This is a genomic window from Endothiovibrio diazotrophicus, from assembly GCF_054657215.1.
This window is the reverse complement of record NZ_BAAHXB010000038.1, coordinates 1-25,466: the sequence shown is the minus strand read 5'-3', so window position 1 is coordinate 25,466 and position 25,466 is coordinate 1. Positions and strand designations below refer to the sequence as shown.

Genomic DNA, 25,466 nt, shown 5'->3' with positions numbered 1-25,466 from the left:
AAAGGGTGTGCCGCGTCGATGAGCGAGATTCTTTTCCGCGTAGACGGCGGCAAGGTGTGGGGACTCTCCTTCGGGCACGTCTATCGCTGCCTGGAGCTGGCCCGCGAACTCGATCAGCTCGGGACATTCAGCCTCCGTTTCCTGATGAAGGAGTACCCGGAGGGGGTGCAACTGGTGCGGGACGCCGGGTATCCGGTCGCCACCCTGCCGGTGGAGAGTTCACCGGCCGACGAGGTGGCCGCCATGCTCGGGGCGCCGGAACGGACGATCGTGGTCGACCGTCACGACGCCGACCGGCTGGCGATGGAGCCGCTGCTGGCGCAGGGACGGCAGGTGGTGGTCATCGACGATCTCGGCCACAAGACGCTGTGCGTGTCGAAAGTGGTCAACGGGAGCATCGTTCCCGATGTCTGGCACTACGGACCATGCCCCGACGGGGCCCCGGATCTGTTTACCGGGCCGGATTACTTCGTGCTTTCCCCGCTCTACGACGATATCGTCGCCAAGCCGGTGCCGGCCCGCGCCGCATCGGTGCTGGTGACCTTCGGCGGTTCCGATCCCCGCGGTTTGACGATGTCGGTGGCGAAGAGCATCGCCGCCGATCCCCCGCCGATGACCTTCGATTTCGTCATCGGACCGGGGTATGGCGATGGCCGGGAACTGGCCGACACGCTGGCGCCGCTTGCCGAGCGGGTTCGTCTCCACCGTAGCCTGCCCGAGCTGCGCAGCGCGCTATTGGCGGCCGATCTGGTGGTGTGCGCGGGGGGCAGAACCGCCCTCGAGGCGGCGAGAGTCGGTACGCCGGCGATCCTGATCCCGTCGATCGAACACGAGGTGCCGGTGGCGAATCGGTTGGCCGACGCCGGCTGCGCCATCGACCTCGGCATGTGGAACGGCGAGCCGACTTCCCGGGGATTGGCGAGGGCGCTCGATGAATTGATGGTTTCCGTCGAGCGCCGCGACGGGATGGGCCGGGCCGGGCGGAGCCTGATCGACGGGCGGGGCCGTCGGCGAGTCGCGGCGCTGATCGCCGAAAGCTCGGCGCGGGAAACTTAACCGTATTTTTCTTATTCGATTCGACAATTTGCGAGGCGATGTCATGACCGAGGAAATGAGCCGCAAGATCCAAGAGTACTGGGACAAACAGGCGGTACTCAACCGGGAAGAGGTGGACGAGTTGAAGGTGTTCGACTGGCAGTCCGACCATTTCGTGGATGCCAAGGGACAGGGTGGGACCTTGAAGGACCACAATCTTCGGGAGATCGAAGTCAGCAGCATGTGCGAGGAGATCGGTGAGGCCAAGCGGGTGCTCGACATCGGGTGCGGAAACGGTTACTCGACGATCCAGTACGCCTCGCGGATCGGCGATCTGGAGATCGTCGGCGCGGACTTCTCCGAGGAGATGGTGGCCAACGCGCGGGCCAAACTGGAACGGGATCATCCCGAACTCCTGGGGCGTGTACGCTTCGAGTGGGGGGATCTCACCAAGCTGTCGGAAATGAACGAGGAGCCGTTCGATGCGGTTTGCACCACTCGCTCGATCATCAATCTGCCCTCCTGGGAGGCCCAGCAGAAGGCGATGGACGAGATCCACTCGATCCTCAAGCCCGGCGGTCGCCTGATCATGCTCGAAGGCAGTGTGGATACGGTGAACCGGATGAACGAGGTGCGCAGCACCCTCGAGATGGGAATGGACAAGGCGGGCAATTGGCACAATATCTTCCTGGAGGATGCCAAGGTCCGGGAGTACGTTCCAGGCAAGTACGAGCTCGTCAAGGAGCGCTACCACTCCTCGACCTACATGCTGGTCAGCCGGGTGCTCTATCACAAGGTGATCCTCGGCAAATACATCGATCAGTTCACCTACGATGAGGATCTGTTCGATGCCGCGGCGAAGCTGCCCAACTTCGGCGAGTATGGCTATCACAAGATCTTCGTACTGAAAAAAATCTAGTCCGCCCCCAGGCGCGACAGCGAATGTGAAGAGAATCGATGACTTTTCGAATGACGCCGCTGGCCAGGCCAGCCATTGACCGCTCGATCTTCCTGACCGGTTCGACCCGCACCGGTACGTCGATCTTCGGCACTCTGTTGCAGTCGCTCGAGGCGGTGGAGTTCGCCTACGAGCCGCCGATGCTCAACTTTCTGTTGCCGCAAATCGCCGATTTGCCGCCGGCGAGTTGGCGGCTGCTGTTCGAGGCCTATCTGTTCGAGGAGGTGTTCGTACAGGCCATCCCCGGGCGAAGGCTCAACTACAACCGGATGGACACCCGTTCTTCGGCATGGATGGCCCTGAGCGAGACGCAGATCGAGGAGCGGATCGGTACCCACTGGGACCGGCGGCGTATCCTCGATGTGGTGCCGCAACGCCGGCTGGCGTTCAGCATGCCCAATGCGCTGCCGTGGGTGCCGGAGCTGGTGCGCCAGTATCCCGCGTTGTCGGTGGTGGTGATGGTGAGGAAGCCCGAGAGCGTGCTCGCCTCGATCGCCAAGCTCGGTTGGTACGAAACCTCGGAGCTGACGGGCGAGGCCCGCTACTACCCGCTGAAGAGCCGCGAGGACGTCAACGTCCACTACTGGGTGCCCGACGACCAGGAAGAGGCGTTTCTGGCGATGAATCCGATGGCGAGGGCGGTGTACCAGTACGCTCACCTGTATGAGCATGCACTGCGTATCGATGACGCCCTGTTTGTCGATTACGATGCCATGTGCCGGCAGCCCCACGCCTATTTCAAGGAGCTGGCGGCCCGTCTCGACGTCCGCTACGGGGAGAAGACCGAGGGGATTCTCGCGGCGTTCAGGGAGCCGGCGAAGGACCGCAGCATCGACCTCTCGGGGGTGGACGGGCAGCTGGTGGAGCGAATGCATCAGGCCTACCGGGGCGTCCAGGCCCGCACCCTGACACTGGGTGGGTGAGGCTCGTCGGTCGCTTGTGAAGCCTCGTTACCTCTTCATCCTCAGCGAATTCAATCTCCCGTACCTGCTGCTCTTGATCGCGCTTCGGAAGGAGGTCCATCTCTATTCCGAGCGGGCGCTGTTCCCGCCGCTCAAGGGGGTGTTGGGGCGCGTGGCCAAGTGGTTGGTGCGCAGGGGGTGGGCGGGTCTGCCCGAGTCGATTCCCGGCTCGGGCGAGTGGCTCTCCGGTCGGCCGATGGTCGGTCATGAGACGCTGTTTCGCAGCAACATCTACGCGCGTGCCGGGGAGCGTTTTTCCCGCTGGGTCGGTGTCGACGCCGGGCTCGATCCGCTCGGCTACGGCTATGTGGGGAAGAAGCTGGTCAGTCGTCACCTGTTCGCGGTGATGAAGGATCTCTTTCTCGTGCGCTGGTCGCGCGAGGTGATGCCGGAAGGCGCGGTGCGGATCGTCGGCGTCTACGCGGATCTGGCCAAGCTGGTGGAGATCTACTACGGTGAGCCGCTCTATCCGGTCCGCTGCAGGCCGCTGATCCGGGGTGTGACCAATCTCCTCCTCTACGTTGCCGCTTGCGCCTATATGGCGCTGTGGCTGGTCCGGCGCCTGTCGCTTTCCGGCGTGCGCAAGGAGCGCTACCAATTCGCCGTCGACGCAATGATGGGGTGGCTGGATCCGGTCTATCTTCGTCTGCCCGATGCGGGAGAGCGGTTGCTCTACTTCCATCGCGGTCGCGGGATCGATGAGCGGCGCCGGCAGGCGGTTCCCGATCACGACCACCACTGCGTGGCCGATGCACGGGTCTGTGCGCGGACGCTGGGGGCGTCGATGTCGTTGCTGATCGGCGACGGCGCGGCCTTTCTGCGGCGCTTCTGGGCGCGGGACAGCGATCTGTTCTATTCGCTGGTGGGGGCCTTGGTGGTGCGCGGCATGTATCGCGCGTTCTTCGATCGCTTCTCCATCGACCATTTCTTCATGCTCGACGATTACGGCGCCGATCACGTGGTGCGCAATCTCGAGCTGCGCCGTTCAGGCGGGGTGGCGCTGGCGACCAATCATGGACTCCCGTATACGCCGTTCGGCTCCGTGCCGTGGCTGTTTGTCGATGCCGACTTCTACTTCTCCTACGGCACCCGGCTCTACCAGCGCTACTACCGCCGCTATTGGTCGGAGTCCCTGCGCTGCATTCCCGTCGGTTCGTTGGCGATCTCTCCCGATCAGCTAGGGCGGGCCGTCGCGGGGGAGCGCTCCAACGACATCGCCTTTTTCCTCAATCCGGTCGACGACCTGGAGGGGGTTCTCGGGGGGGTGATCGGGCTGGCCCGACGATTCCCCGAGCGCAAGGTGGTGATCTGGCCCAAGCCGTCGCGGGTCGCCGACGGCAGTTTCAATACGGGGAACCTGAGGGCGCTCGACGATGCGCCGCCGAACCTGAAGCTGCTGGTGGGCATGCATGACCGCGACCGCTTCGGTTCACGGCCATGGGTGGAGTCGGTCGATACCGCGGGCAAGCGCTATGTCTACGAAGTGATGCTTCAGTCCGGCTACGCGATCACCGTGTGGAGCACCACCGCCGCTGAGGCGATCCAACTGCGCTGCATCACCTTCTTCCTCGACCGTGACAAGGCGAGTGAACAGGTCTACTACCGGGACTTTCCCACCATGTGCGTCGACGGCTTCGAAGAGATCGCGCAACGCATCACGCGCATCGAGGCGGGCGAGGAGCGCTACGACTTCCAGGCGTTCGCGGAGCTGATCGACCTGGAGGTGCGTGATCCGGTGCCGGTGATTCGCCGCGCCGTCGGCCTGCATACGGGGGAGGCGTCGGACGCCCGGTGAAATCCTATTTCCGCCAATATCTCTTCATCATCGGTGAGCGGCGGCGGGAGCTGCCGTCCATGGTGATGCTGTTCGGCGTCGTCTCGCTGCTCGATCTGCTGGGGATCGGGCTGATCGGCCCGTTCATGGCGAGCCTGGAACCGGGCGCGGCCAGGGGGAACGCCGCGTGGGGCGGGGTGCAGGCGCTGTTCGTCGCCGCGGGGTTCTCTCACCCGGCGGTGGGCATGGGGCTGGTGATCCTCGTCGCGTTCTACCTCAAGGGGGTGAGCGCCTACTGGATCCGCAAGCGCATCGTCGCCTTCAGCATGTCCCACCTGAGTTGGCTGCGCGGCCGCCTGATGGGGGCGTTCCAGAGCATGCCCTACCACGATTACCTGACGCGCAACACCGCGGAGATGGTGCAGTCGATCTCCAACTACACCGTGAGCTACACCAACGGCGTGCTGGTCAACTCGCTGAGCATGACCGCCGAGGCGATCTCGGTGCTGTTCGTCATCGGGCTGCTGTTCAGCGTCTCTCCCGTCGGCGTGCTCGGGGTGCTCGGCATGTTCGTGGTGGTGATCGCCCTCTACTACGCCTGGGTCCGCTCCCACATCGTGGTCGCCGGCCGCGAGTGCAACGTCCACTCCAAGGAGATCATCCGCGGGGTCAACGAAGGGATGGGAGGGTTCAAGGAGGTGCGCGTGCTCGGTTGCGAGCGCTACTTCTTCGACCAAGTGCGTGAGGCCTCCGACGGCTACGGCCTGTGGAACGAACGCTACCAGGGCTATCAGATCATTCCCCGCTATCTGGTCGAATCGGCGATGGTCACCTTCGTCGTCGGGGTGGTGCTGGTCAGCGAGGCGGCGGGCGTCGGTTTGACCGAGGTGTTGCCGGTGCTGGGGATGTTCGGTGTCGCCGGGGTGCGGCTGATGCCGGCGGCCAGCCAGATGATCAGCGGCGTCAATCAGATGCGTTTCAGCAGGCATGCGATGCAGGAGGTCTACCGCGACCTGCGCGAGGTGGAGCGGATGGGGCGCTGGACCGTTCCGGAGGCGCTGCCCGAGGGGAGCGGCCCGCCCTTCGAGCGCTTCACCCTCAAGGGGGTGGACTACACCTATCCCGGCGCCGACAGGCCGGCGCTGAGCGGCATCTCCATCGATCTCCAACGGGGACGTTCGATCGGTATCATCGGCCGCTCCGGGGCGGGGAAGACCACCCTGATCGATCTCATCCTCGGCTTTCTCCCCCCGCAGCGGGGCGAGATGCTGGTGAATGGCGAGCCGTTGGGTGACAATCCCCGGCGGTGGTTGACGCGGGTGGCCTACATCCCGCAGACGATCTTCCTGGCCGACGACACGCTGCGCCAGAATGTGGCGCTCGGCGTACCCGCGGCGGAGATCGACGGCCAGCGGGTGGATTGGGCGCTGCGCTTGGCGCAGCTGGAGGAGGTGGTGGCGCAGTTGGCCGAGGGGGTCGAGACCCGCGTCGGCGAGAACGGCATCCGCCTCTCTGGCGGGCAGCGCCAGCGGGTGGCGCTGGCGCGCGCGCTCTACCATCAGCGCGAGGTGATCATCATGGACGAGGCGACCTCGGCACTCGATCACGAGACCGAGCGGGCGATCACCGCGGCGGTCGACGCCCTGCGGGGCGAACGCACCTTCATCATCATTGCTCACCGGCTCAGCACCCTGGCCGACTGCGACGTGGTCTATCGCCTCCACGAGGGGCGGATCGTCGAGGAGGGGAGCTACGCCGAGGTGGTCGGCGAGCGGTGACGACATTCATAAGAAAAGCGGTGGAAATCGAGAGAGATGATCAAGGTTGGAATCAATGGCTTCGGCCGGATCGGGAGGGCGGTCTTCCGCATCAACGCCGGGCGGGAGAAGTTCCAGGTCGTGGCGGTCAACGACATCGACCCCAACGTGGAGAACCACGCCTACCTGCTTAAGTACGACTCCCAGTACGGGCGTTTTCCCCACGCGGTGCGGGGCGACAACGACGCCCTGCGCATGGACTGGGGCGAGGGCGAGGTGCGCTTCTTCGCCCATGAGGACATCGCCCAGGTGCCTTGGGAGTCGCTCGGCGTCGATGTGGTGATCGACTCCTCCGGAGTCAACCGCAACGTCCCGTCGGCCCGTCGCATGGTGGAGCAGGGGCGGGTCGGCAAGGTGGTCTTCACCCACGCCCAGCGCGATGCCGATCGCACCGTCGTCTTCGGCGTCAACGAGGGGAGCTACGATCCGGCGCGGGATCACCTGGTCAGCTCCAGCATCTGCGACGTCATCTCCTCGGCGGTGGTGCTCAACGCCCTGGAGGGGGCGATGGGGGTCGAGCACGGCTTCATCACCACCCTGCACCCCTGGCTCTCCTACCAGAACCTGCTCGACGGCACGGTGCGCTCCATCTCCAATCCGGGCCACTTCTGGGACGACTTCTCCCTCGGGCGGGCCAGCCCCACCAACCTGATTCCCAAGCAGACCACCCTGACCAAGGCTCTCGGCGACGTGCTGCCCGAGCTGGCCGCGCGGCTGGAGGCGATGTCTTTCCGCATTCCCACCGGCAGCGTCACCGTCTCCGACATGGTGCTGGAGCTGGGACGCGAGAGCCGCGAGGAGGAGCTCGACGAGCTCTTCAGTGGGTTGGTGGCGCGCAACCCCGGGGTGATCGGCTACGACAACGAGGCGCGGGTCTCGGTGGACTACGCCGGCACCGACGAGTCGGTCTTCATCGACGGTCGCTGGACCAGGCTGATGCATGGGCGGCGTCTGCGCCTGGTGCTCTGGTATGACAACGAGTGGGGCTACAGCAACCGGGTGGTCGACCTGGCCGCCCTGGTGGGAGGCGGCAATGGCTGAGCGCTATGCGGTGATCTGCGCCCGTGGCGGCTCCAGCCGCGTGCCGCGCAAGAACATCCTGCCCATCGGCGGCAAGCCGCTGATCGCCCATACCATCGAGGCGGCCAAGGCGAGCGGGCTGTTCGGCCACGTGGTGGTCAACTCCGAGGACGACGAGATCCTGGTCGCCGCCGAGGCGAGCGGCGCCGAACTCTATCGCCGGCCGCAGGCGCTGGCCAGCGGCACCACCTTCATGATCCAGGTGGTGCAGGAGATGATCGATAGTCTTGGCATGGCCGACGACGACGTGGTCTCGATCCTCTTCCCCACCTGCCCGCTACGCAACGCGGAGGATATCCGCGGCGCCTATCGGCTGTTCGTCGACCACGGCGCCACCACTCCGGTGGCGGCGGTGACCGAGTACGAGTATCCGATCCAGGTGGCGTTGTCGATCGACGGGGGGGGACGGCTGGCGCCGATGTTCGGCGACGACTACCGGAAGTCGACCCGCCACAACGACCACGCCAAGGCCTATCGCGCCAACTACTCGGTGATGTTCAACACCGCCGGTATGCTGCGCCGCCAGGGCAACCTCATCGGCGATGCGCCGATCCCCTTCGTGATGCCCTTCGAGCGATCCATCGACATCGACCACCCCTTCCAGATGGAGATGGCGCGGCTGTTGATCGAGCACGGTGAACGATGATGAGTGAGCGTCCCTTCAAGATCCTGATCACCCACGATCTCTACGACACCTTCCTCGATGAACTCCGGCGGCTCGGCGAGCCCTGTTTCGAGTGGGTGCGCATCGAGTACGACAACCACCACAAGCCGGACAACTACCTGGAGCTGCTGGCGGAGGCCGATGCCATCGTCGGTCGCAAGGACCTGTCGGACGAGGAGTACGCCGCCGCCGGCCGGCTCAAGTTCCTCCAACTGCCGATTGCCGGCTACAACCAGATCGACCTGGATCGCGCCGCGCGCAACGGTCTGCCGATCGCCAACAACGCCGGGGCCAACGCCATCTCGGTGGCGGAGCACTTCTTCTCGGTGGTGCTCGCGCTCTACCGCCACCTGTTCCACCACCACCAGACGGTGCTCGACGGCCAGTGGGTCAATCTCAAGCACTACAACCTGGAGATGCACGGCAAGACCGTTGGCATCGTCGGCCTCGGCAGCGTCGGCCGCCAGGTGGCGCGGCGCTGCCTCGCCTTCGGCATGCGGGTGCTCTACCACGACATCCGCGACGGCATGGAGGGGTTCGAGAGGGTGGAGGGGGCGGAGTCGCGCGATCTGGAATCGCTGGCGCGCGAAGCCGACATCGTCACCTTCCACGTGCCGCTCACCCACCGCACCAAGGGGATGATCAGCGAGGAGCTGATCGGCTGGATGAAGCCCACCGCCCTGCTGGTCAACCTCTCCCGCGGCGACCTGCAGGACGAGGCGGCGATCACCCGCGCCCTCGATGAGCGGCGGATCGCCGGGGTCGCCCTGGACGTGTTCTACGACGAACCCCCCGCCGCCGACCTGCCGCTGCTCGCCTACGGCCGGCCGGTCAGCGAGACCTGGGACGTGCTCGGTTTCCAGCGCGAGGTCCAGGTGGTCAGGGGGATCTTCTCCCCCCACTCCGGCCCCTCCAAGGAGACCCGGATGCGGGTGGTGGAACACGTGGTGGAGAACCTCTGCCGGGTCTACCGCGGCGAGACGCCGAAGGCCCTGGTGATCGATTACAGCAAGCTGTAGGCGGAGCGAGCGATGCGAGAACCCTTCTATCTGGTGGATTTCGACGGTGTGGTGTGCGACTCGCGGGCCGAGTGCATGGTCACCGGTTACGCCGCCTACCGCGAGCTGAAGGGGGAGCCCTTCGAACCCGCCTTCACCGTCGACGACGTCCCCGCCGATGCCGCCGAGGCGTTCATCCGTTTCCGCTATCTGGCGCGCACCGCCCGCGAGTTCATGGTGATCTGGGACCTGATCGAGGCGGGGAGCGCCATCGACCCCGACCTCCCCCTCGATCGTCAGTGGGAGATCGATGCGGCGCGCATCATGCGCTACCACGAGCTGTTCTATGCCACCCGCTACCGCTGGATGGAGCGGGATGAGCGGAGCTGGGTCGCCATCCACGCCCTCTTCCCGGGAATGAAGGAGTGGCTGGTCGCCCGCCTCGCCGAGGGGCGTGCCCACCTGGTCTCCTCCAAGGACAGCCGCTCGATTCTCACCATCCTGCGCAACAACGGCGTGGAGCTGCCCGACGACTTGGTTTCGGGCAACGAGGGTGGGGACAAGCCGGGCCACTTCCGCCGCCTGATCGAGGAGCACCCCGGCCGCGAGCTCTATTTCATCGACGACAACCTCGAGAATCTGGAGATGGCGGCGGCCCAGGGCATCGCCGGCTGCCTCTGCACCTGGGGGTATACCTGGGAAGGGGGGATCGAGGCGGCGAAACGGCAGGGATTTCCCACGCTCGGGCTCGACGGACTGGCGCAATTGGCCTGATTCGGTCGCCGTCGGGCGGGCGGTCGACGCATGCTCTTCTCCTCCGAACTCTTCATTTTCCTCTTTCTGCCGGCCGCGCTGATCGGCTACCAACTGGTTCGGCTCGCCTTCGGCGCGGAGGCCTCGCTCGGCTTCCTGGTTGCCGCCTCGCTGCTTTTCTATGGTTGGTGGCACCCGCCCCACGTGGTGCTGATCGTGGTTTCGGTGACCGCCAACTACGGGCTCGGGCGGTTGCTCTCCCGCGCCTCCCACGATGGTGGCGGGCGAGGACTGCTGACGCTCGGGGTGGTGCTCAACCTGCTGCTGCTCGGCTACTACAAGTACGCCGGCTTCATCGCCGGCGAACTCGGATGGGAGGGGGGGCTGGGCGGCGTCGTGCTGCCGCTGGCGATCTCCTTCTTCACGTTTCAGCAGATCGCCTATCTGGTGGACGTGCATCGAGGCGAGGTGCGGGATCCCAGCTTTTTGCACTTCAGCCTGTTCGTCCTCTTCTTCCCCCAGCTGATTGCCGGGCCGATCGTCCACCACAAGGAGATCATCCCCCAGTTCGTCGCCGGGTTGCGTGCGCCGCTGGCGGAGAACTTGAGCGTCGGGCTTACCCTGTTCGTCATCGGGCTGGTCAAGAAGGTCGTGTTGGCCGACGGCGTGGAGGGGTATGCCACGCCCCTGTTCGACGCCGCCGAGGGGGGCACGGCGCTCACCGCGGTGGAGGCCTGGGGTGGGGCGCTCGCCTACGCCTTCCAGATCTACTTCGACTTCTCCGGCTACAGCGACATGGCCTTGGGCGTGGCGCGCATGTTTGGTATTCGGCTGCCGCTCAACTTCGCCTCTCCCTACAAGGCGGCGAGCATCATCGACTTCTGGCGCCGTTGGCATATCACCCTGTCGCGGTTCCTGCGGGACTACCTCTACATCCCCCTCGGGGGCAACCGGCGGGGACGGGCGCGGCACTATCTCAATCTGGCGGTGACGATGCTGCTTGGCGGATTGTGGCACGGCGCCGCCTGGACCTTCGTCGCCTGGGGGGCGCTGCACGGGCTGCTCCTGGGGCTCAATCAGCTGTGGCGGCGGGGGTGCGCGCTGAGTGGCATCGATTTCAGTGACGCGGCGTGGTGGCGCTGGGGCGCGCGGCTGCTCACTTTCGCCACGGTGACCGTCGCCTGGGTGGTATTCCGGGCGGACTCCTTCGCCGGGGCGGAGCGCTATCTGTGGGCGATGTTCGGCGGCAACGGCGCCGGTCTCGACTTCAGCGCCGCCGGGCGTTTCGCCAACCTGGGTCCCTGGTTCCTGGGTGAGGGCGTGTTGAGCGGCGGCCGGTGGGCCTCCGGATGGGCGTTCGCCGCCATCCTCGGGGCGCTCTGGTGGATGGTGTGGAGCCTGCCCAACGCCCAGCAACTGCTCCGTCTGGAAGGGGCGGACGGGGAAGCGAGGTTGCGCTGGCGCCCTTCGCCCGGGTGGGCGTCGGCGGTCTGGCTGGGTTTCGTGCTCTGCTCGTTCTTGTTGTTCATGAGGGACGACAAGGTTTTCATCTACTTCCAGTTCTGACCATGGGTGATCCCAACTCCCCGGCAACGACGGTTCTGCGTGCCGATCATGGGCGCTTCCTGGCGCTCTTCGGGCTGCTCTCGCTTGCCCTGCTGGTCGCGCTGTTCGATTTCGACTACGCCGGGCGCATCGACGCCTACCAGGTCCCCCGGGCCGCCTACTTCGACACCGATCGCGGAGTGGTCCCGGTGAGCGAGGGGGCGTTGCGCGATACCTTTCTGCGTGGAATCGAGCGCTTCGAGGGGGGGCGGAGGTTGGTGTTGATCGGCAATTCGGTGGCCGCCGGGGCCGGGGCGATCGACCGTGGCTTCCTCAACGCCCGGTTGGCGGAGGGGTTCGATGTGATCAACGCCGCGCTGGTGGGCGACTACGCCGGGGCGAGCGCCTCGCTGGCGGTGGTGGGGATCGAAGCGGCGGAGCGCCGACGGCCCGCCGCGGGGTATGACATCGTCATCGTCTACCCCCTGGCCCGTTTCTACACCGGCGACCAGTACTGGCGTTCGGCGGCGATTCACGGTCTGGCGGAGGCGTTGAAGGTGGAGCGCTACGTGACGCCTGCCAAAGGCGCGGCGGCCGAGGGCGCGGCGTGGTGGAGCCGCCTGCTGCTCGGTAACATGCGCTGTCCGATCAACAAGAGCCGGTTGTCGGCGTGGATCGCCGACGGTGAACCGTGGTGCGAGGGGGCGCCCTCCCGCGAGGTGCGCCGCCCCCAATGGTTGAGGCGCCACGCCGCCGGAGTCCGCGCCGGCATGGAACCCGGCGAGATGGGGCAGGTGTTCTGGAAGCAACTGGCGCACTACGCCCGGGACGGAGTCATCGAGAACAATGTGAAGATGCTGGGGGTTTCGATGGGACGCCTCGAGGCCTATCTCCAGGACCGCGGAATCCCCCACCGCTTCAGCTTCCTGCTGATCGGCGCGGCTCCGGTGGCGATGGCGGCCCTCGGTGCGGAGCGGCGCGGCCGCCTGCGGGCGCTGGAGCACGAGTTGCTGGCGCGGATCGCCGCGGAGCACCCCTTGTGGCGGGTGGAGGCGCTGCGCGACTACCCCGACGACGACTATTTCGACGTCCATCATTTGAACGAGCGCGGTTTGGCGCGACTGGCCGAGCGGGTCGCCGCGATCGGTGCAGGCGCGTTGGAACCCCGGGAGGCGGTGCGATGAAGGTGCTGGTCGCCAGCAACGGTCACAAGGACCTGCTTACCCCCGCCCAGGCCTGTCGCGCCATCGCCGAGGGGATGGTGCGGAGCGGGGTGGAGGTGGAGTGCGCGCCGATGGCCGACGGCGGCGACGGCCTGATCGAGGTGATGACCGCCGGGGTCGGCGGGCGGGTGGAGTCGGTGCCCGCCCACGATGCGCTGTTCCGGCCCCGCGAGGCGCGGCTGGGTCTGCTCGACGACGGGGCCACCGCGGTGATCGAGATCGCGGAGGCGGCGGGATCGGCGATCCTCGCTCCCCACGAGCGCCAGACCATGGTGGCCACCTCCTTCGGCGTCGGTGAGCTGATCCTCGCCGCGGTGGAACGGGGGCGCCGGCGGATCATCGTCGGCCTCGGCGGTTCCATCGTCACCGATTGCGGCATGGGTATGGCCCAGGCCCTGGGGGTGGAGTTCCTCGACCGTGACGGGGCGCCGCTGGCGCCGCTCTGCAACCGGGGCCACAACGCCCTCAGCCTGATGGCGGTGGGCGGCTTCCGCCGCGACCGCCTGCGCGTCGATCCCGGCGCCCTCGAGCTGGTGGTGGCGGCCGACGTGGAGACGGTGCTGCTCGGCGAGCACGGCCAGGCGGCCACCTTCGGCCCGCAGAAGGGGGCCGACGCGGTGGAGATCGCCTATCTCGACCGCGGCCTGAGCAACCTGGCGGCGGTGATCCGTAGGGAGAGCGGGATCGAGGTGGATATACCGCTGGCCGGGGCGGCGGGCGGCCTCGGCGCGGGACTCCACGGCTTTCTCGGCGCCGAGCTGCGCCTCGGTGCCGAACTGGTGGCGGCGGAGCTGGCGTTGGAGCGGCGTATCGCCGACGCCGATCTGCTGGTGGTGGGGGAGGGGCGGATGGACCGCACCACCCTGCACAACAAGGGGCCCTACTACCTGGCGCGCATCGCCCAGGCGTCGGGGACCCCGGTGGTGGCGGTGGTGGGGGTGGCCGAAGAGCGGCCGGCGCTGTTTCGCGCCATCTACCCCGGCCCCGCCCTGGGCGGCGGCGAGCTGACCTCCGCCGAGGCGTGGCGCAGGCTCTCCCGGGCGGCGGGAGAGGCGATTGACGAGATGCGGGAACAGGCATGAAGCGTATCAACAAGATCATTGAATTGCTGGAGCGGGACCAACCGGTGTACTACGACAGCACATCGGATTTCACCTACGAGAACGGGGTGAGGATGGCCTCCACCTGGGCCGACTACATCCGGCTCGACCTGGAACATGGTCCTTTCGACCTCGGCGGCATCGACCGCTTCATGCAGGGGCTGGTGGCCGGTGGACCCACCGCCGGCGGCCACCGTACCCCGGCGATCGTGGCGGAGCTGCCGTTTCAGGGGAGCAGCCGCGAGGTGGTGGAGAGCAACGTCTGGATCGCGACCCAACTGCTCGCCCGCGGCGTCCACGGTCTGCTGCTCTGCCATGCCGAGTCGCCCGAGGCGGTGCGCGCCTTGGTCGAGGGGATCCGCTACCCGCTGCAGCCGGTGGACGAGCGGCTCGGCCTGGCCATCGGCAGGCGTGGTCACGGCGGCGAGAAAGGGGCCGCGGCGGTGTGGGGCGTGACGCCCAAGGAGTACATGCGGCGCGCCGACCCCTGGCCGCTCAACCCGGAGGGCGAGCTGGTGATCGGGGTGAAGATGGAGAACCGCCGCGCGGCCGAGCACTGCGAGGAGACCGCCCGGGTGCCGGGGCTCTGCTTCGGCGAGTGGGGCCTCGGTGATATGTCGCTCTCCTTCGGCTATGCGGAGAAGCCGGACTTCCCGTTGCCCGCGGAGCTGGAGGCGGTGCGCCTGAGGATCTGGAACGCCTGCCGCGACGCGGGGCTGCGCTTCCTCGGTATCGTCACGCCGCAGAACGTCACCGAGCTGATCGACCGCGGGATGCGGATCTGCCGGGCCTACGATCTCAAGGCGGTGGAGATCGGCAAGCGGCACACCGGGCGGGACGACTGAACCCCCATGGAGGGGCGCGGGGAGGTGAGGGAGCACGGCGGGGTGGGCCCTTCGATGCTGCTGGTCGACCGCTACCAGCCGTCCTTGGAGCCCCCGCACCGCGGGGTCCAGGTGGTCCGCTGGGACGGGCTGTCCGGCCGCGAAGGGGAGATCGCCCTCTCCCTGCGACTGGAACGGGACGACGCGCGCCTCCGGCAACGGCTGTATGAGCTGATCGACCGGATGGGCGAGTCGGTGGTGGCGGCCTGCGCCGGGATCGCCCCGGAGCCGTTGGACGGGCTCTCGTTCTGGTGGCTCGGGGTGGTGGCGGAGAAGGATATCCACCAGTTGCCGCAGTTGGAGGAGTTGATGCGCTGCTGGGCGCTCGCCGAGCTGGTGCGCGAGGGCGGCTATCGTGACGTGGAGATCCGGCTCTCCTCCCCGAGCGCCCGTGCGGCGGCGCGCGGGGTGTGCGAGCGGCTGGGGTTGACGGTGCGCGGGGCCGCCGGGCGTCGCTGGCGTCGGCTCTCCCTGCGCGCGGGCTTCGACCGGTTGCCCCACACCCTGCGGGCGCTCATCTTCCTCGGCCGTTATCTGTGGCGCCGCCGCGCGCTTTTCGGCTACCCGACGGCCGCCGACGGTGCGCTCGACGCGCAAGCCGGTGAGAAATGCGGGCTGGGAGTGGTCGGCTACTTTCCCAACTTCGATCCCGGGGCGGCGGCGGACGGGGTGTTCCGCTCGCGCTACTGGGGCGGGTTGCATGAGCTGTTGGAGGGGGCGGCTCGGCCGGTCGACTGGTTGCTGCTCTTCTCGCCGAGCGCGCAGTGCCCCGATGGTGCGGCGTTCCGCGCCCTGCTGGATCGCTTCAACCTCCGCCGCGCGGGTGACGGCCGCGGCCGTCAGCGCCTCGTACCCCTCGACGGGTTCATGAGCTGGGGGGGCGTCGTGGCAGTCCTGGCGCGCTATTTACGCCTGTGGAGGAGTGCCGGTACAATCCGTCGCCGATTGCGTCCGTTGATCGCCGGGTTGGATCGGGAGGTGCCGTTGTGGCCGCTGTTCGGTGATGCGGTGGGCCGATCGCTGCGCGGTGTGGCGGCGATGCACGGGCTCATCGCGGCCCATCTGTTCGCGCGGATGGCAAGCGCCCGCGGAGGCGGGGAGGCGGGTTACCTCTACCTGCGGGAGAACCAGCCGTGGGAGCGGGCGATGCTTCATGCCTGCCGCCGCGCCGGGGGCGGCGAGTTGATCGGGGTGGTCCACAGCAAGGTGCGCCGGCACGATTACCGCCAGTTCAACGCCCCGGGGTACTGGGATGGCGTGGGGCGCCCCGGCGGCTGTCCCGAGCCGGATCGGATCGCGGTGAACGGTCGTGGCGCCCGGCAGTTGCTGGCCGCCGCGGGGGTTCCCGAGGGGCGTCTGGTGGACGTGGAGGCGTTGCGTTACCTCTATCTCCCGGCGCTCAAGCGAACCTCGCGCCACCCCGGCGGCGCGGGTTCGCTGCTGGTGCTGGGGGAGATTTCGGCGGCGGCCACGGAGGAGCTGCTGGAGATGTTGGCCGAGGCGCTCGCCCGTTTCCGGCTGGAGATCGGGGTGATGGTCAAACCACACCCGTTCTGCCCGTTGGACGAGCCGTTGGCGCGGCTCGGCCTGGTGCCGTCGGTGGAGGTGGTGGGCGGCGCGCTGGAGGCGCTCTGGCCGCGGGTCGGGATGGTGTTCTGCGGCAATACCACCGCGGCCGCCCTGGAGTCGGCCTATCTCGGGCTGCCGACCATCGTCGCCCGTCCGGTGGACGGGTTCAATGTGAGTTCGATGCTCGGCGTGCCGGGCGTGCGGTTCGTCGGCGACGGGCGGGAGCTGGCCGAGGCGGTGCGCGATCCCGAGTCACCGCGGCTCGATCCGGACTTCTTCTTTCTCGATCGGGATCTGCCGCGCTGGAAGCGGTTGTTGGATATCCACTGAAGTTTTGGGGGGTGGGGTGAAAGTCTTAATCTTGGCGGGGGGACTCGGCACGCGGCTCAGCGAGGAGACCGAGCTGAAGCCCAAACCGATGGTCGAAATCGGCGGGCGCCCGATTCTCTGGCACATCATGAAGCTCTATTCCCGCTACGGATTCAACGAGTTCGTCATCCTGCTCGGCTACAAGGGCTACCTCGTCAAGGAGTACTTCGCCAACTATTTCCTCCACCAGAGCGACGTGACCATCGATCTGGCGGGCAACGGGATGGAGATCCACAACAGCAGTTGCGAGCCGTGGAAGGTGACCCTGCTCGACACCGGGCTGGAGACCATGACCGGCGGGCGCATCCTGCGCGCCCGCGAGTTCGTCGGCGATCAACCCTTCCTGTTGACCTACGGCGACGGGGTGGCCGATATCGACATCCTCCGGCTGGTCGACTTCCACCGTGGCCACTCCGGAATGGTGACCATGACCTCGGTGCAGCCGGCGGGGCGTTTCGGTGCCCTCGACGTCGAATCCGACCTGCGGGTGTCGAGGTTCCTGGAGAAGCCGAAGGGGGATGGCGCCTGGGTCAACGGAGGGTTCTTCGTGTGTGATCCGCAGGTCTTCGACTACATCGCCGGCGACGCCATGGTGTTCGAGGAGGAGCCGCTCCAACGCTTGGCCCGCGAGGGGCATCTCTATACCTTCCATCACGACGGCTTCTGGAAGTGCATGGACACGCTGCGCGACAAGCGCGTTCTGGAGGAGATGTGGGCGCGCGGCGAGGCCGCGTGGCGTGTCTGGTAGCGGTCGGGAAATGCAGGCCAGAACCAGCTTGATCTACCGCAACATCCGCCTCTACCGGCTGATGATGAACGTACTCTACCTGGGGCGATACACCCGGCGTTTCGACGAGGTCATCGCCTGTCTCGACCCGGCCCGCGATCACACGGTACTGGAGTTCTGTTTCGGTGACGTCTACGTGGCGGAGTGGTGTCGCCGCCACGGAATCGAGTGGACGGGGATCGACTTGAATGCCCATTTCGTCGATTTCGCCGCCGCCCGGGGTTACCGCGCGCTGCATGGCGACCTGCGCGAACAGACCTCCCTGCCTGCCGCCGACGTGGTGGTGACGATGGGCTCGCTCTACCACTTCCATGACATGCTGGCGGAGTTGCTGGAGCGGGTGATGGCGGTGTCCCGCCGCTGGGTGATCTCCGAGCCGATCCGCAATCTGTCGAGCGCCGGCGGCCTGCTCGGCATGTTGGCAAGCCGTTCCGCCGACGCGGGGCACGGTCACGAGGTGTTCCGCTATGATGAGCGCACCCTCGCTGCCGCCCTGGCGGCGGCGTGCGGGGAGCGGTACGAATATGAATTGATGCGGCTCGGCCGCAAAGATGCGGTATGGGAAGTGCGATGGAAGTCAGCGTAGTCATCCCGGTCTTCAACAGCGAGGAGGCCCTGCCGGAGTTGTGCCGGCAGCTGTGGGATGCCCTCGACGGGCGCGAGTTCGAGGTCATCCTGGTCAACGATGGCAGCGCCGACCGCAGCTGGGAGGTCATCGAGCGGTTGAGCCGGGAGTTCGGCGTGGTCGGCGTCTGTCTGGCGCGCAATTTCGGCCAGGACAACGCGATCATGGCCGGTCTCGGCCGCGCGGTCGGGGCGAGCGTGGTGATCATGGACGACGATCTTCAGCACTCGCCCTACGATATCCCGCTGCTGCTGGCCGAGGTGGAGCGAGGGGCCGACGTCTGCTACGCCGACTATAGCCGCCACAAGCGACAGGCGTGGTGGAAGAACCTCGGCAGCCATCTCAACTCCAAGCAGGCCGAATACCTGATCGGCAAGCCGGGGGAGATCTATCTTTCGCCGTTCAAGGCGATCCGGCGGATCGTGGTGGATTCGGTGATTCAGTACGAGGGGCCCTATCCCTACGTCGACGGGCTGATCTTCCGGGCCACCAGCGCGGTGACCCAGGTTCACGTCGAACACCGTGCGCGCGATCAGGGCAAGAGCAACTACAACCTGCGGCGTTCGTTGTCGGTCTTCTTCAAACACACCACCGGGTTCTCGGTCGCGCCGCTGCGGATCGCGTCGTTGATCGGGCTGCTCTCGGCGCTGTTCGGCTTCGTCCTCGGGACGTTCTACATCTACGACTACTTCACCTCCGAGGTGATGATCGAGGGGTGGACCACCCTGGTGGCGCTGCTGCTCTTTCTCGGCGGCATGACGCTGATGTCGCTGGGGCTGATCGGCGAGTATCTCGGCAGGATGTACCTGACGGTGAACCGGCGGCCCCAATACGTCATCCGCAAGGTGGCGCGGTGACCCGCTATCACGCGCTGCTGCTGGTCTCGATTCTGTTGACCGTCGGTGTCCAGTCGGCGCTCAAGGGGATCGCCATGCGCCATGCGGGGAGTATCCTGGCGGGCGTCGCCGACCCCCGCTTCTATCTGATTCTGGGGCTCTACGGCGCGGCGCTCGCGGCGTGGTTCGTCGCCGCCTCGCGGATCCAGTTCACCGTGCTGATTCCCGCCAACATCCTGACCGTGGTGCTCGGCGGGGTGGTCGGCTACCTTTATTTCGGCGAGTCGATGGGGAGCCGCAAGCTGCTCGCCTATGGCCTGATCGTTGTCGGGATCGTGGTACTGGTGAGCGATGAGGCGGGCTCGTGAGCGGACCGCAAGCGGGCAAGGGGGGTGGTGAGGCGCGCGCGCGGGGAGAGGTCGAGGTGTTCGCCGCGGAGGCCGAGGAGGGCCACGGCGATTTCGAGGCCTACCTGATCGACGAGATGGCGCGGGCCGAGGCCGCGGGACACTTCTGGTTCACCGCGCGGCTGGCGTGGATCGAGGCGCTTTTCCGGCGCTGGGTGCCTGCCGGCGCCTCGACCCTCGACATCGGCGCCGGCACCGGGCGGGTGGCGGCGCGTCTGTGCGAGCTGGGGTATCGCGTGGCGGTGGGGGATATCCACCGCTCCGGCCTCGAGCGGGCGCGTCAGGCGGGGGTCGAAACCCGCTATCTGATGAATATCTACGAGCCGCCCTTCGACGACGCCTTCGACGTGGTTTCCCTGTTCGATGTGGTGGAACACCTGGAGGAGGATCGGCGCGCCGTGGAGAACGTCTACCGCATGGTTGCGCCGGGTGGCTTGACGGTGCTGACCGCACCGGCCCACGCCTGGTTGTGGAACCGCCATGACGAGCTCTCCGGGCACAAGCGCCGCTATACCCGTGCCACCCTCTCGGCGCTGGTCGAAGGGGCCGGCTTCGAGGTGCTCCACAGCGCCTATTTCTTCAAGTTCCTGCTCCCGCTGCTGGTCTTGCGCCGGCTGCTCGGAGAGCACCATGAGGCGGCGGACGAGGTGCCGCGGGATGGGATTTTCAGCATCCATCCGCTGCTCAACCGCGCGCTGGGTGTGCTCTGCTCGATGGAGCGGGGCGTCGCACCGCTGTTGCCCGAATGGGGTGGGGGCAGTGTCGTGGTCGTGGGGCGCAAGCCTCCAGCCTAATGAACCACTCTTAGGAGTTCCAACGTCGATGCGTTCGGTTCCATTTAATCGCCCCCATGTCGATGAGGCGATGATTCGGCGCGCCAATGAGGCGCTTCTCTCCGGGGATATCGGCGGGGACGGGGCGTTCAGCCAACGTGCCGAGGCGATTCTCGAGCGCGAGACGGGAGTCGGGCGGGCGCTGCTCACCACCTCCGGAACCCACGCCCTGGAGATGATGGCGATTCTGCTCGACCTGCGCCCGGGCGACGAGGTCATCGTCCCCTCGTTCACCTTCGTCTCCACCGCCCTGGCGTTCGTCATGCACGGCGCGACGCTGGTGTTCTGCGACGTTCGCGAGGATACGCTCAACCTGGATGAGCGCTGCCTCGCGCGGCTGGTGAGCGCGCGCACGCGCGCGATCGTCCCGGTCCACTACGCGGGGGTCAGCTGCGAGATGGGCGAGATCCGCCGGATCGCGGCGGAGTGCGGCGCGCTGGTGCTGGAGGACAATGCCCACGGCCCCTTCGGCGGATATCACGGCGAACGCCTCGGCAGTATGGGCAGCCTCGCCGCGCTGAGCTTCCACGAGACCAAGAACCTGACCACCGGTGAGGGTGGCGCGCTGCTGATCAACGACGAGCGTTTCATCGAACGCGCCGAAATCATCCGCGAGAAGGGGACCAACCGCTCCCAGTTCGTCCAGGGGCGGGTGGACAAGTACACCTGGGTCGACAAGGGCTCCAGCTACGTGATGTCCGATATCCTGGCCGCCCTGCTCTACGCCCAGTTGGAGGACTACCGGTCGATCCAGGCGCGGAGAGCCGACGTTTGGGGGCGCTACTTCGACTCGTTGACGGAGTGGGCGGCGGAGCAGCGCGTGCGTCTGCCGGTGGTGCCGCCGGGGTGTGAGCAGAGCTTTCACATGTTCTACCTGTTGATGGACGACCAGGCGCAGCGCGACCGTTTCATCGCCGAGATGAAGGAGGAGGGGATCGGCGCGGTGTTCCACTACCCGCCGCTGCACCGCTCCCGGCCGGCGTTGGAATATGGCGCCGCGGGGGCCGACTGTCCGGTCAGTGAATCGATATCGGGCCGCCTGGTTCGGCTCCCCTTTTACACCGGCATGGGCGAGGACGAGCAGCGCCACGTCATCGATCGGGTGAAGCGCCACCGCGCGTAAGGGCTCGTCCGTGAACAAGTTGAACATCTGGACCGCCGATGCATCCTCCCCGGCGGCGTTGCGCCTCCTCAACATACGAGGAGTATGCCTTCGTCGGCGCGCCTTGCCGGGGAGGCGCCTCGACGCCCCATATGTTCAACTTGTTCACGGACGAGCCCTAAGGGCTTGCAATGGGTGAGAACCTCAAAGGCTCCACGGTGGCGCTGCTGCTGTCGCTGATCGCCGTGGTCGAGCTGTTCAGCTATGGCGCCGGACTGCTCCACCACTACATCTACAACGTGGAACCGCTGCTCTCGCTAGGCATCGCCGAAGACGACTTTCTCGGTCCCGGCAATCCGCTGACCTTCACCTACCACTTCATCCGCCACGTAACGCCGCTGCTCGACAGCGACTGGCGCTACCTGTTTCTGGCCTTCGCCCAGCGTCTGGTGCTGCTGTGGTTGCTCTACCGGGTAGCGCTGGAGCTGCTGGGGCGGCGTGGTGCGGCGCTGGCGGTGACGCTGCTGTTCGCCCTCTCCTACAACTACTACGCCCACGGCCTGGTCCACCTGGGGCTGTGGAGCAAGCTCAAGTTCATGCCGATCACCCTGGCGGCGACGCTGCTCTTCGCCGGCATGTGGGCGCAGCTGCGGGGGCGTGCGGCGTGGGGGTACGGTCTGTTCCTGGCGGCGATGCAGGTACACCCCTTGAACAGCGTCGCGGCGCTGGCGTTCATCGTGCCGGGGCTGTGGTGGCATGCCGCCGCCAGCGGCCGGGGCGTGCGCACCCACCTGGCGGGGACGCTGCTGCTTGGCGCGGGGGTGGGGTATCTGGCCTGGGCCACCATGGGGCATCCGCTGCCGGGGCTCGCGGCGTCCACCGGAGAGTGGTACCGATACGCCTACTTCCTCGATCCGGACGATGTCTCGGCGCTCTGGTCGCTGGGGTTCGGCGGGTTCCTCTATCTCCCGATGCTGTTCGGCGCGCTCTACCTGTCGTGGCGGGAGCGGGAGGGACGCGGGCGTCTCGATCACCTGTTGTGGGGGGCGACGCTGGCCTTGGTGATGGTGCTCCTGTTGGAGCTGATGCACCGCGGGGGGATCTTTCTTGGCCGCTTTTCCGAGTTGTTCATCGGCGTGGAGGTGCGGCGGGGGCTGTGGGTGGCGGCGCTCCTCTCGCTGGCACGGATCGCCCGCTGGGCGGCCGATCGCCGCACGGTCGCGGGGGGTGTGGAGGGGGCGATAGGTGCCGCGGCGGTCGCCGTTTACCTGCTCCCTTCGTCGTTGGCGACCGTCCTGGTCTGCGGCGCGTCGGCGCGCCTCCGCCGATCGGCGCCGCTATGGGGATTGACCGCCGTGGCGGCGGGGTTCGGTGTCGTTCAGTATCTTTATTACGCGGATCGGGGCTACACCCGTACCGTCCTCTCCTCACTGATCATCGCCGCGGTGGCGGCGGCTCTTTACGCCGCGGTCGCGGCGAGGGGCCGGACGGATCGGCGGATCGCGGTGGTGGCGGTTCCGCTGCTCCTCGTGCTGGGGGCCGGCCTTGCCTACGGCGTATACCAGGGGCGTATCGCTCAGAGCCTGGTTGCGGGGGGGGGCGACAGCGGGGAGCGCTACTTCGAGGAGTTGGCCCTCCAGGTGCGCAAGGGGGCGGGGCACCTCTCGCTGGCGGCGTGCATGCGGGCGTTGCCGCCGGGCGGCGGCAAGGTGGCGATCCCCCCGGCCCGCGGATTCCGCGACTTCGACTTCGCGCGCGAGGTCTACATCGACGGCACCGATCTGGACTACTCGTTGTTCACCAAGCGGCAGTACGAATATTTCAAGGCCAAGATCCGCGCGCTGTACGGCGAGCGGGGGCTGGCGCGGTTCGTGCGCCTGGTGGAGGGGCGGGAGGTGGCGGACAAGGCGCAGTGGATGGAGCGGGTCGACGCGATCCATCGCGATGTGGTGCCGGCGGAGATCGCCGATCGTCTCGCCCGCCTCGGGATCGGTTACTGGATGACCGACCGGCCGTTGGCGGACTCCTCGCCGGTATGCGCGGACGGGAAACTGTTTGTCTATCGGGTTCCCTAGTTCACCTCATCCAGGCGAGTTCGAATCATGTCTTCCCCACTCTTCTCCGTTGTCATTCCCACCTACAACCGTTCCAGGATCCTGGGCCGGGCGGTCTCCAGCGTGCTCGCCCAGAGCTGCGGCGATTTCGAGCTGATCATCGTCGACAACGGCTCCACCGACGATACCGCCCAGTGGCTTGAGGCGACCTTCAGCGACCCGCGTATCCGCTACCACTACCAGACGGGGACCGGCAATCCGGCCGGTCCGCGCAATACCGGCATCGGTCTCGCCCGCGGGGAGTGGATCTGCCTGCTCGATTCGGACGACGAATGGCTGCCCGAAAAGCTCGAGGCGGTTAAGGAGGCGCTGTCCGGTCGGCCGGATGTCGATCTCTGCGGCCACAACGAGTGGATGGTCGACGATCGCACCGGCGAGGTCGTCCGCGTGGTGAACAGCGGGCCGGCCGCGGCCGACATGTATGGTGAGATGCTGCGCGACGGCAACCGGCTCTCCCCCTCGGCCACGGTGCTGCGCAAATCCTTCCTCGACGGGCACGGCCTGCGGTTCAGCGAGTCGCCGGACCTCGTGGTGGTCGAGGACTACGACTTCTGGCTCAACTGCGCCTTTCACGGTGGGCGGTTCCTGTTCATCGACCGTGTGTTGGGCCGCTATTTCGTGGGTGACGACAACCTGATCCGGCGCTTCCCGCGCTACTGCGACAACCTCCGGTCGCTATTCCACCGCCACGTCTTCGAGGTGCCGCACGGGATCCCCGACAAGGAGCGGCTATGGCGCTCGCTCCGCTCGCGGGTGGCGCTCTGCTTCGCGCGCCGGGCGCTGGCCCAGCGGCGCTACGGCGAGTGGCTGCGCCAGCTCGCCGCCATCGTGGTGCTGGCCGATCGGCGCATGTTGACGGTATTCGCGCGCAAGGCGGCACGCCGCCTGCGGGCGGTGTTCGGCCTGCGCTCGGGTTGAGGCGGGCGCGGATGAAGCAGCCGATTTCCGGCAAGCCCCTCGCGCCCTTGGCGGATGGCCACACGGGGGCGCCGCCGCTCCCCCTCCTCGATAAGACGCGCCGCTTCTATCCGCGGGGACGCGACGCGCTCTTCGCGGCGTTGACCCTGCTGGGGGTCGCACCCGGAGCGCGCGTTCTGGTCCCTGCCCTGATCTGCGATTCGGCCCTCGCGCCGCTGCGGGCGGCGGGCATCGAGCCGGTGTGGATCGACGTGCGCGAGGACTTCTCCATCGACGTCGCGCGGCTCGAGGAGACGGTGGCGCGGAGTCGGCCGGCGGCGGCGTTGCTGGTGCGCTACTTCGGCTTCGGGTGCGGACTCGCCGGGGCGGTGGAGCGGCTGCGCGGGTTGGGGGTGCCGGTGGTGGAGGATCGATGCCACTGCTGGGTCTCCGACGCGGCGTTGTTGGGTGAGGCGGCGGTCTACAGCCTGCGCAAGTTCATCCCGGTCGGCGACGGCGGAATGCTGGTGGTGGCCGGCGGACCGGACAGGCTGCCGCCCCCGCCCTCCGGCGAAGGGGACGGCCACCGCCGTGCGGATCTGCGCTTCGCGGTCAGGAACTGGGCGGAGCGGGCGCTCTTCGGCTGGGGCGGCTCCAATCCCTATGCCGAGGGGACGGTGATCGGGCGGCTGCGCGGGGGCGGCGGCGGGGCGGCGGCCCTCGACCCTGCCGTCGCGCCGCGGGTGCCGTCGCGGCGCCTGGTCCGTTATCTGCGGTCGCCCGCGGTGTCCGAAGCGGTGGTCCGCCGGCGGCGGGAGAACTTCGACTATCTGGCCACGCGGCTGGCGGCGTTGGGTATCCAGCTGCCGTGGGCGCGGTGCGCCGAGGACGAGGTGCCGATGGGGTTGCCGCTGATCGACGCCGGTGGGCGTCTGGTCGAGCGTCTGCGCGCCGACGGCATCGGCGCCTACCGGTGGCCGGGGGAGGAGTTGCCGCCGGAGGTGGAGGCGGGAGGCTTCCCGTGCGCCTCCCGCCTCGGTCGCCGGACGGTGGTATTGCCCATCCATCAGGACCTGGGGCCCGCGCAGTTGGAGCGGATCGCGGAACGTTGTGCGGGCTAGGAGGCTGTCGGAC

General features: G+C 67.3%; 23 protein-coding genes. All 23 read left to right on the top strand.

The features are described 5' to 3' along the window. The first annotated feature begins 18 nt into the window (after positions 1–18). Positions 19–1,056 (top strand): PseG/SpsG family protein, encoded by a 1,038-nt coding sequence (locus ACYQ2W_RS11415; protein ID WP_459866677.1) that lies wholly within the window; start codon positions 19–21, stop codon positions 1,054–1,056. Between the two features lie 55 nt (positions 1,057–1,111). Next, the gene (locus ACYQ2W_RS11410; RefSeq protein ID WP_459866674.1) at positions 1,112–1,954 is read left to right on the top strand and encodes a class I SAM-dependent methyltransferase; all 843 of its coding nucleotides are present in this window, start codon (positions 1,112–1,114) and stop codon (positions 1,952–1,954) included. A gap of 38 nt (positions 1,955–1,992) precedes the next feature. Continuing rightward, positions 1,993–2,916 carry a sulfotransferase gene (locus ACYQ2W_RS11405; RefSeq protein WP_459866671.1) on the top strand — a complete coding sequence of 308 codons (924 nt, stop codon included), beginning with the start codon at positions 1,993–1,995 and terminating at the stop codon, positions 2,914–2,916. A 16-nt stretch (positions 2,917–2,932) separates the two neighbouring features. Next, positions 2,933–4,750: a hypothetical protein gene (locus ACYQ2W_RS11400; RefSeq protein ID WP_459866668.1), complete on the top strand. Its 1,818-nt coding sequence runs from the start codon at positions 2,933–2,935 to the stop codon at positions 4,748–4,750. Beyond that, positions 4,747–6,507, top strand: coding sequence for an ABC transporter ATP-binding protein (locus ACYQ2W_RS11395; RefSeq protein ID WP_459866665.1), 1,761 nt, complete (start codon positions 4,747–4,749; stop codon positions 6,505–6,507). The genes ACYQ2W_RS11400 and ACYQ2W_RS11395 overlap by 4 nt, the downstream gene beginning before the upstream one ends. Positions 6,508–6,543: 36 nt before the next feature. Next, positions 6,544–7,587, top strand: a complete 1,044-nt coding sequence (locus tag ACYQ2W_RS11390) for a type I glyceraldehyde-3-phosphate dehydrogenase (RefSeq protein ID WP_459866662.1) — start codon at positions 6,544–6,546, stop codon at positions 7,585–7,587. Next, the gene (locus ACYQ2W_RS11385; protein ID WP_459866659.1) at positions 7,580–8,272 is read left to right on the top strand and encodes an acylneuraminate cytidylyltransferase family protein; all 693 of its coding nucleotides are present in this window, start codon (positions 7,580–7,582) and stop codon (positions 8,270–8,272) included. Before ACYQ2W_RS11390 ends, ACYQ2W_RS11385 begins: the two co-directional genes overlap by 8 nt. Beyond that, positions 8,272–9,309 carry an NAD(P)-dependent oxidoreductase gene (locus ACYQ2W_RS11380; protein WP_459866656.1) on the top strand — a complete coding sequence of 346 codons (1,038 nt, stop codon included), beginning with the start codon at positions 8,272–8,274 and terminating at the stop codon, positions 9,307–9,309. The genes ACYQ2W_RS11385 and ACYQ2W_RS11380 overlap by 1 nt, the downstream gene beginning before the upstream one ends. A 12-nt stretch (positions 9,310–9,321) precedes the next feature. Continuing rightward, a complete protein-coding gene (locus ACYQ2W_RS11375; RefSeq protein ID WP_459866653.1) occupies positions 9,322–10,062 on the top strand; it encodes an HAD family hydrolase in 741 nt (246 codons plus the stop codon). A gap of 30 nt (positions 10,063–10,092) precedes the next feature. Then, positions 10,093–11,607, top strand: coding sequence for an MBOAT family O-acyltransferase (locus ACYQ2W_RS11370; protein WP_459866650.1), 1,515 nt, complete (start codon positions 10,093–10,095; stop codon positions 11,605–11,607). A 2-nt stretch (positions 11,608–11,609) separates the two neighbouring features. After that, complete coding sequence (locus ACYQ2W_RS11365) at positions 11,610–12,770, top strand: hypothetical protein (protein WP_459866647.1); 1,161 nt, start codon at positions 11,610–11,612, stop codon at positions 12,768–12,770. Further along, a complete protein-coding gene (locus ACYQ2W_RS11360; RefSeq protein ID WP_459866644.1) occupies positions 12,767–13,891 on the top strand; it encodes a glycerate kinase family protein in 1,125 nt (374 codons plus the stop codon). Before ACYQ2W_RS11365 ends, ACYQ2W_RS11360 begins: the two co-directional genes overlap by 4 nt. Then, on the top strand, positions 13,888–14,754 hold the full coding sequence (locus ACYQ2W_RS11355) for an HpcH/HpaI aldolase family protein (protein WP_459866641.1): 867 nt from the start codon (positions 13,888–13,890) through the stop codon (positions 14,752–14,754). The genes ACYQ2W_RS11360 and ACYQ2W_RS11355 overlap by 4 nt, the downstream gene beginning before the upstream one ends. Before the next feature lie 6 nt (positions 14,755–14,760). Further along, positions 14,761–16,692, top strand: coding sequence for a TIGR04326 family surface carbohydrate biosynthesis protein (locus tag ACYQ2W_RS11350; protein WP_459866638.1), 1,932 nt, complete (start codon positions 14,761–14,763; stop codon positions 16,690–16,692). A gap of 16 nt (positions 16,693–16,708) precedes the next feature. Continuing rightward, complete coding sequence (rfbF, locus tag ACYQ2W_RS11345) at positions 16,709–17,479, top strand: glucose-1-phosphate cytidylyltransferase (protein WP_459866635.1); 771 nt, start codon at positions 16,709–16,711, stop codon at positions 17,477–17,479. A gap of 10 nt (positions 17,480–17,489) precedes the next feature. Further along, entirely contained in the window at positions 17,490–18,104 is a 615-nt protein-coding gene (locus ACYQ2W_RS11340) for a class I SAM-dependent methyltransferase (RefSeq protein ID WP_459866632.1), read from the top strand. Further along, positions 18,089–19,000, top strand: coding sequence for a glycosyltransferase family 2 protein (locus tag ACYQ2W_RS11335; protein WP_459866629.1), 912 nt, complete (start codon positions 18,089–18,091; stop codon positions 18,998–19,000). Before ACYQ2W_RS11340 ends, ACYQ2W_RS11335 begins: the two co-directional genes overlap by 16 nt. Continuing rightward, complete coding sequence (locus ACYQ2W_RS11330; RefSeq protein WP_459866626.1) at positions 18,997–19,347, top strand: hypothetical protein; 351 nt, start codon at positions 18,997–18,999, stop codon at positions 19,345–19,347. Before ACYQ2W_RS11335 ends, ACYQ2W_RS11330 begins: the two co-directional genes overlap by 4 nt. After that, positions 19,344–20,180 carry a class I SAM-dependent methyltransferase gene (locus ACYQ2W_RS11325; protein WP_459866623.1) on the top strand — a complete coding sequence of 279 codons (837 nt, stop codon included), beginning with the start codon at positions 19,344–19,346 and terminating at the stop codon, positions 20,178–20,180. The genes ACYQ2W_RS11330 and ACYQ2W_RS11325 overlap by 4 nt, the downstream gene beginning before the upstream one ends. A 28-nt stretch (positions 20,181–20,208) precedes the next feature. Next, positions 20,209–21,342: a dTDP-4-amino-4,6-dideoxygalactose transaminase gene (rffA, locus tag ACYQ2W_RS11320; protein ID WP_459866621.1), complete on the top strand. Its 1,134-nt coding sequence runs from the start codon at positions 20,209–20,211 to the stop codon at positions 21,340–21,342. Between the two features lie 170 nt (positions 21,343–21,512). Further along, a complete protein-coding gene (locus tag ACYQ2W_RS11315; RefSeq protein WP_459866618.1) occupies positions 21,513–23,396 on the top strand; it encodes a hypothetical protein in 1,884 nt (627 codons plus the stop codon). A gap of 27 nt (positions 23,397–23,423) precedes the next feature. Further along, positions 23,424–24,353, top strand: a complete 930-nt coding sequence (locus ACYQ2W_RS11310) for a glycosyltransferase family 2 protein (protein ID WP_459866615.1) — start codon at positions 23,424–23,426, stop codon at positions 24,351–24,353. Positions 24,354–24,364: 11 nt separating this feature from the next. Continuing rightward, complete coding sequence (locus tag ACYQ2W_RS11305) at positions 24,365–25,453, top strand: DegT/DnrJ/EryC1/StrS family aminotransferase (protein ID WP_459866612.1); 1,089 nt, start codon at positions 24,365–24,367, stop codon at positions 25,451–25,453. Positions 25,454–25,466: the final 13 nt, after the last annotated feature.

Bases quoted from the DNA above. Each gene is read 5' to 3' on its own strand.
- ACYQ2W_RS11415 (WP_459866677.1), top strand. From the start codon at position 19: ATGAGCGAGATTCTTTTCCGCGTAGACGGCGGCAAGGTGTGGGGACTC.
- ACYQ2W_RS11410 (WP_459866674.1), top strand. From the start codon at position 1,112: ATGAGCCGCAAGATCCAAGAGTACTGGGACAAACAGGCGGTACTCAAC.
- ACYQ2W_RS11405 (WP_459866671.1), top strand. From the start codon at position 1,993: ATGACTTTTCGAATGACGCCGCTGGCCAGGCCAGCCATTGACCGCTCG.
- ACYQ2W_RS11390 (WP_459866662.1), top strand. From the start codon at position 6,544: ATGATCAAGGTTGGAATCAATGGCTTCGGCCGGATCGGGAGGGCGGTC.
- ACYQ2W_RS11385 (WP_459866659.1), top strand. From the start codon at position 7,580: ATGGCTGAGCGCTATGCGGTGATCTGCGCCCGTGGCGGCTCCAGCCGC.
- ACYQ2W_RS11380 (WP_459866656.1), top strand. From the start codon at position 8,272: ATGAGTGAGCGTCCCTTCAAGATCCTGATCACCCACGATCTCTACGAC.
- ACYQ2W_RS11375 (WP_459866653.1), top strand. From the start codon at position 9,322: ATGCGAGAACCCTTCTATCTGGTGGATTTCGACGGTGTGGTGTGCGAC.
- ACYQ2W_RS11370 (WP_459866650.1), top strand. From the start codon at position 10,093: ATGCTCTTCTCCTCCGAACTCTTCATTTTCCTCTTTCTGCCGGCCGCG.
- ACYQ2W_RS11365 (WP_459866647.1), top strand. From the start codon at position 11,610: ATGGGTGATCCCAACTCCCCGGCAACGACGGTTCTGCGTGCCGATCAT.
- ACYQ2W_RS11360 (WP_459866644.1), top strand. From the start codon at position 12,767: ATGAAGGTGCTGGTCGCCAGCAACGGTCACAAGGACCTGCTTACCCCC.
- ACYQ2W_RS11355 (WP_459866641.1), top strand. From the start codon at position 13,888: ATGAAGCGTATCAACAAGATCATTGAATTGCTGGAGCGGGACCAACCG.
- ACYQ2W_RS11350 (WP_459866638.1), top strand. From the start codon at position 14,761: ATGGAGGGGCGCGGGGAGGTGAGGGAGCACGGCGGGGTGGGCCCTTCG.
- ACYQ2W_RS11340 (WP_459866632.1), top strand. From the start codon at position 17,490: ATGCAGGCCAGAACCAGCTTGATCTACCGCAACATCCGCCTCTACCGG.
- ACYQ2W_RS11335 (WP_459866629.1), top strand. From the start codon at position 18,089: ATGGAAGTCAGCGTAGTCATCCCGGTCTTCAACAGCGAGGAGGCCCTG.
- rffA (WP_459866621.1), top strand. From the start codon at position 20,209: ATGCGTTCGGTTCCATTTAATCGCCCCCATGTCGATGAGGCGATGATT.
- ACYQ2W_RS11315 (WP_459866618.1), top strand. From the start codon at position 21,513: ATGGGTGAGAACCTCAAAGGCTCCACGGTGGCGCTGCTGCTGTCGCTG.
- ACYQ2W_RS11310 (WP_459866615.1), top strand. From the start codon at position 23,424: ATGTCTTCCCCACTCTTCTCCGTTGTCATTCCCACCTACAACCGTTCC.
- ACYQ2W_RS11305 (WP_459866612.1), top strand. From the start codon at position 24,365: ATGAAGCAGCCGATTTCCGGCAAGCCCCTCGCGCCCTTGGCGGATGGC.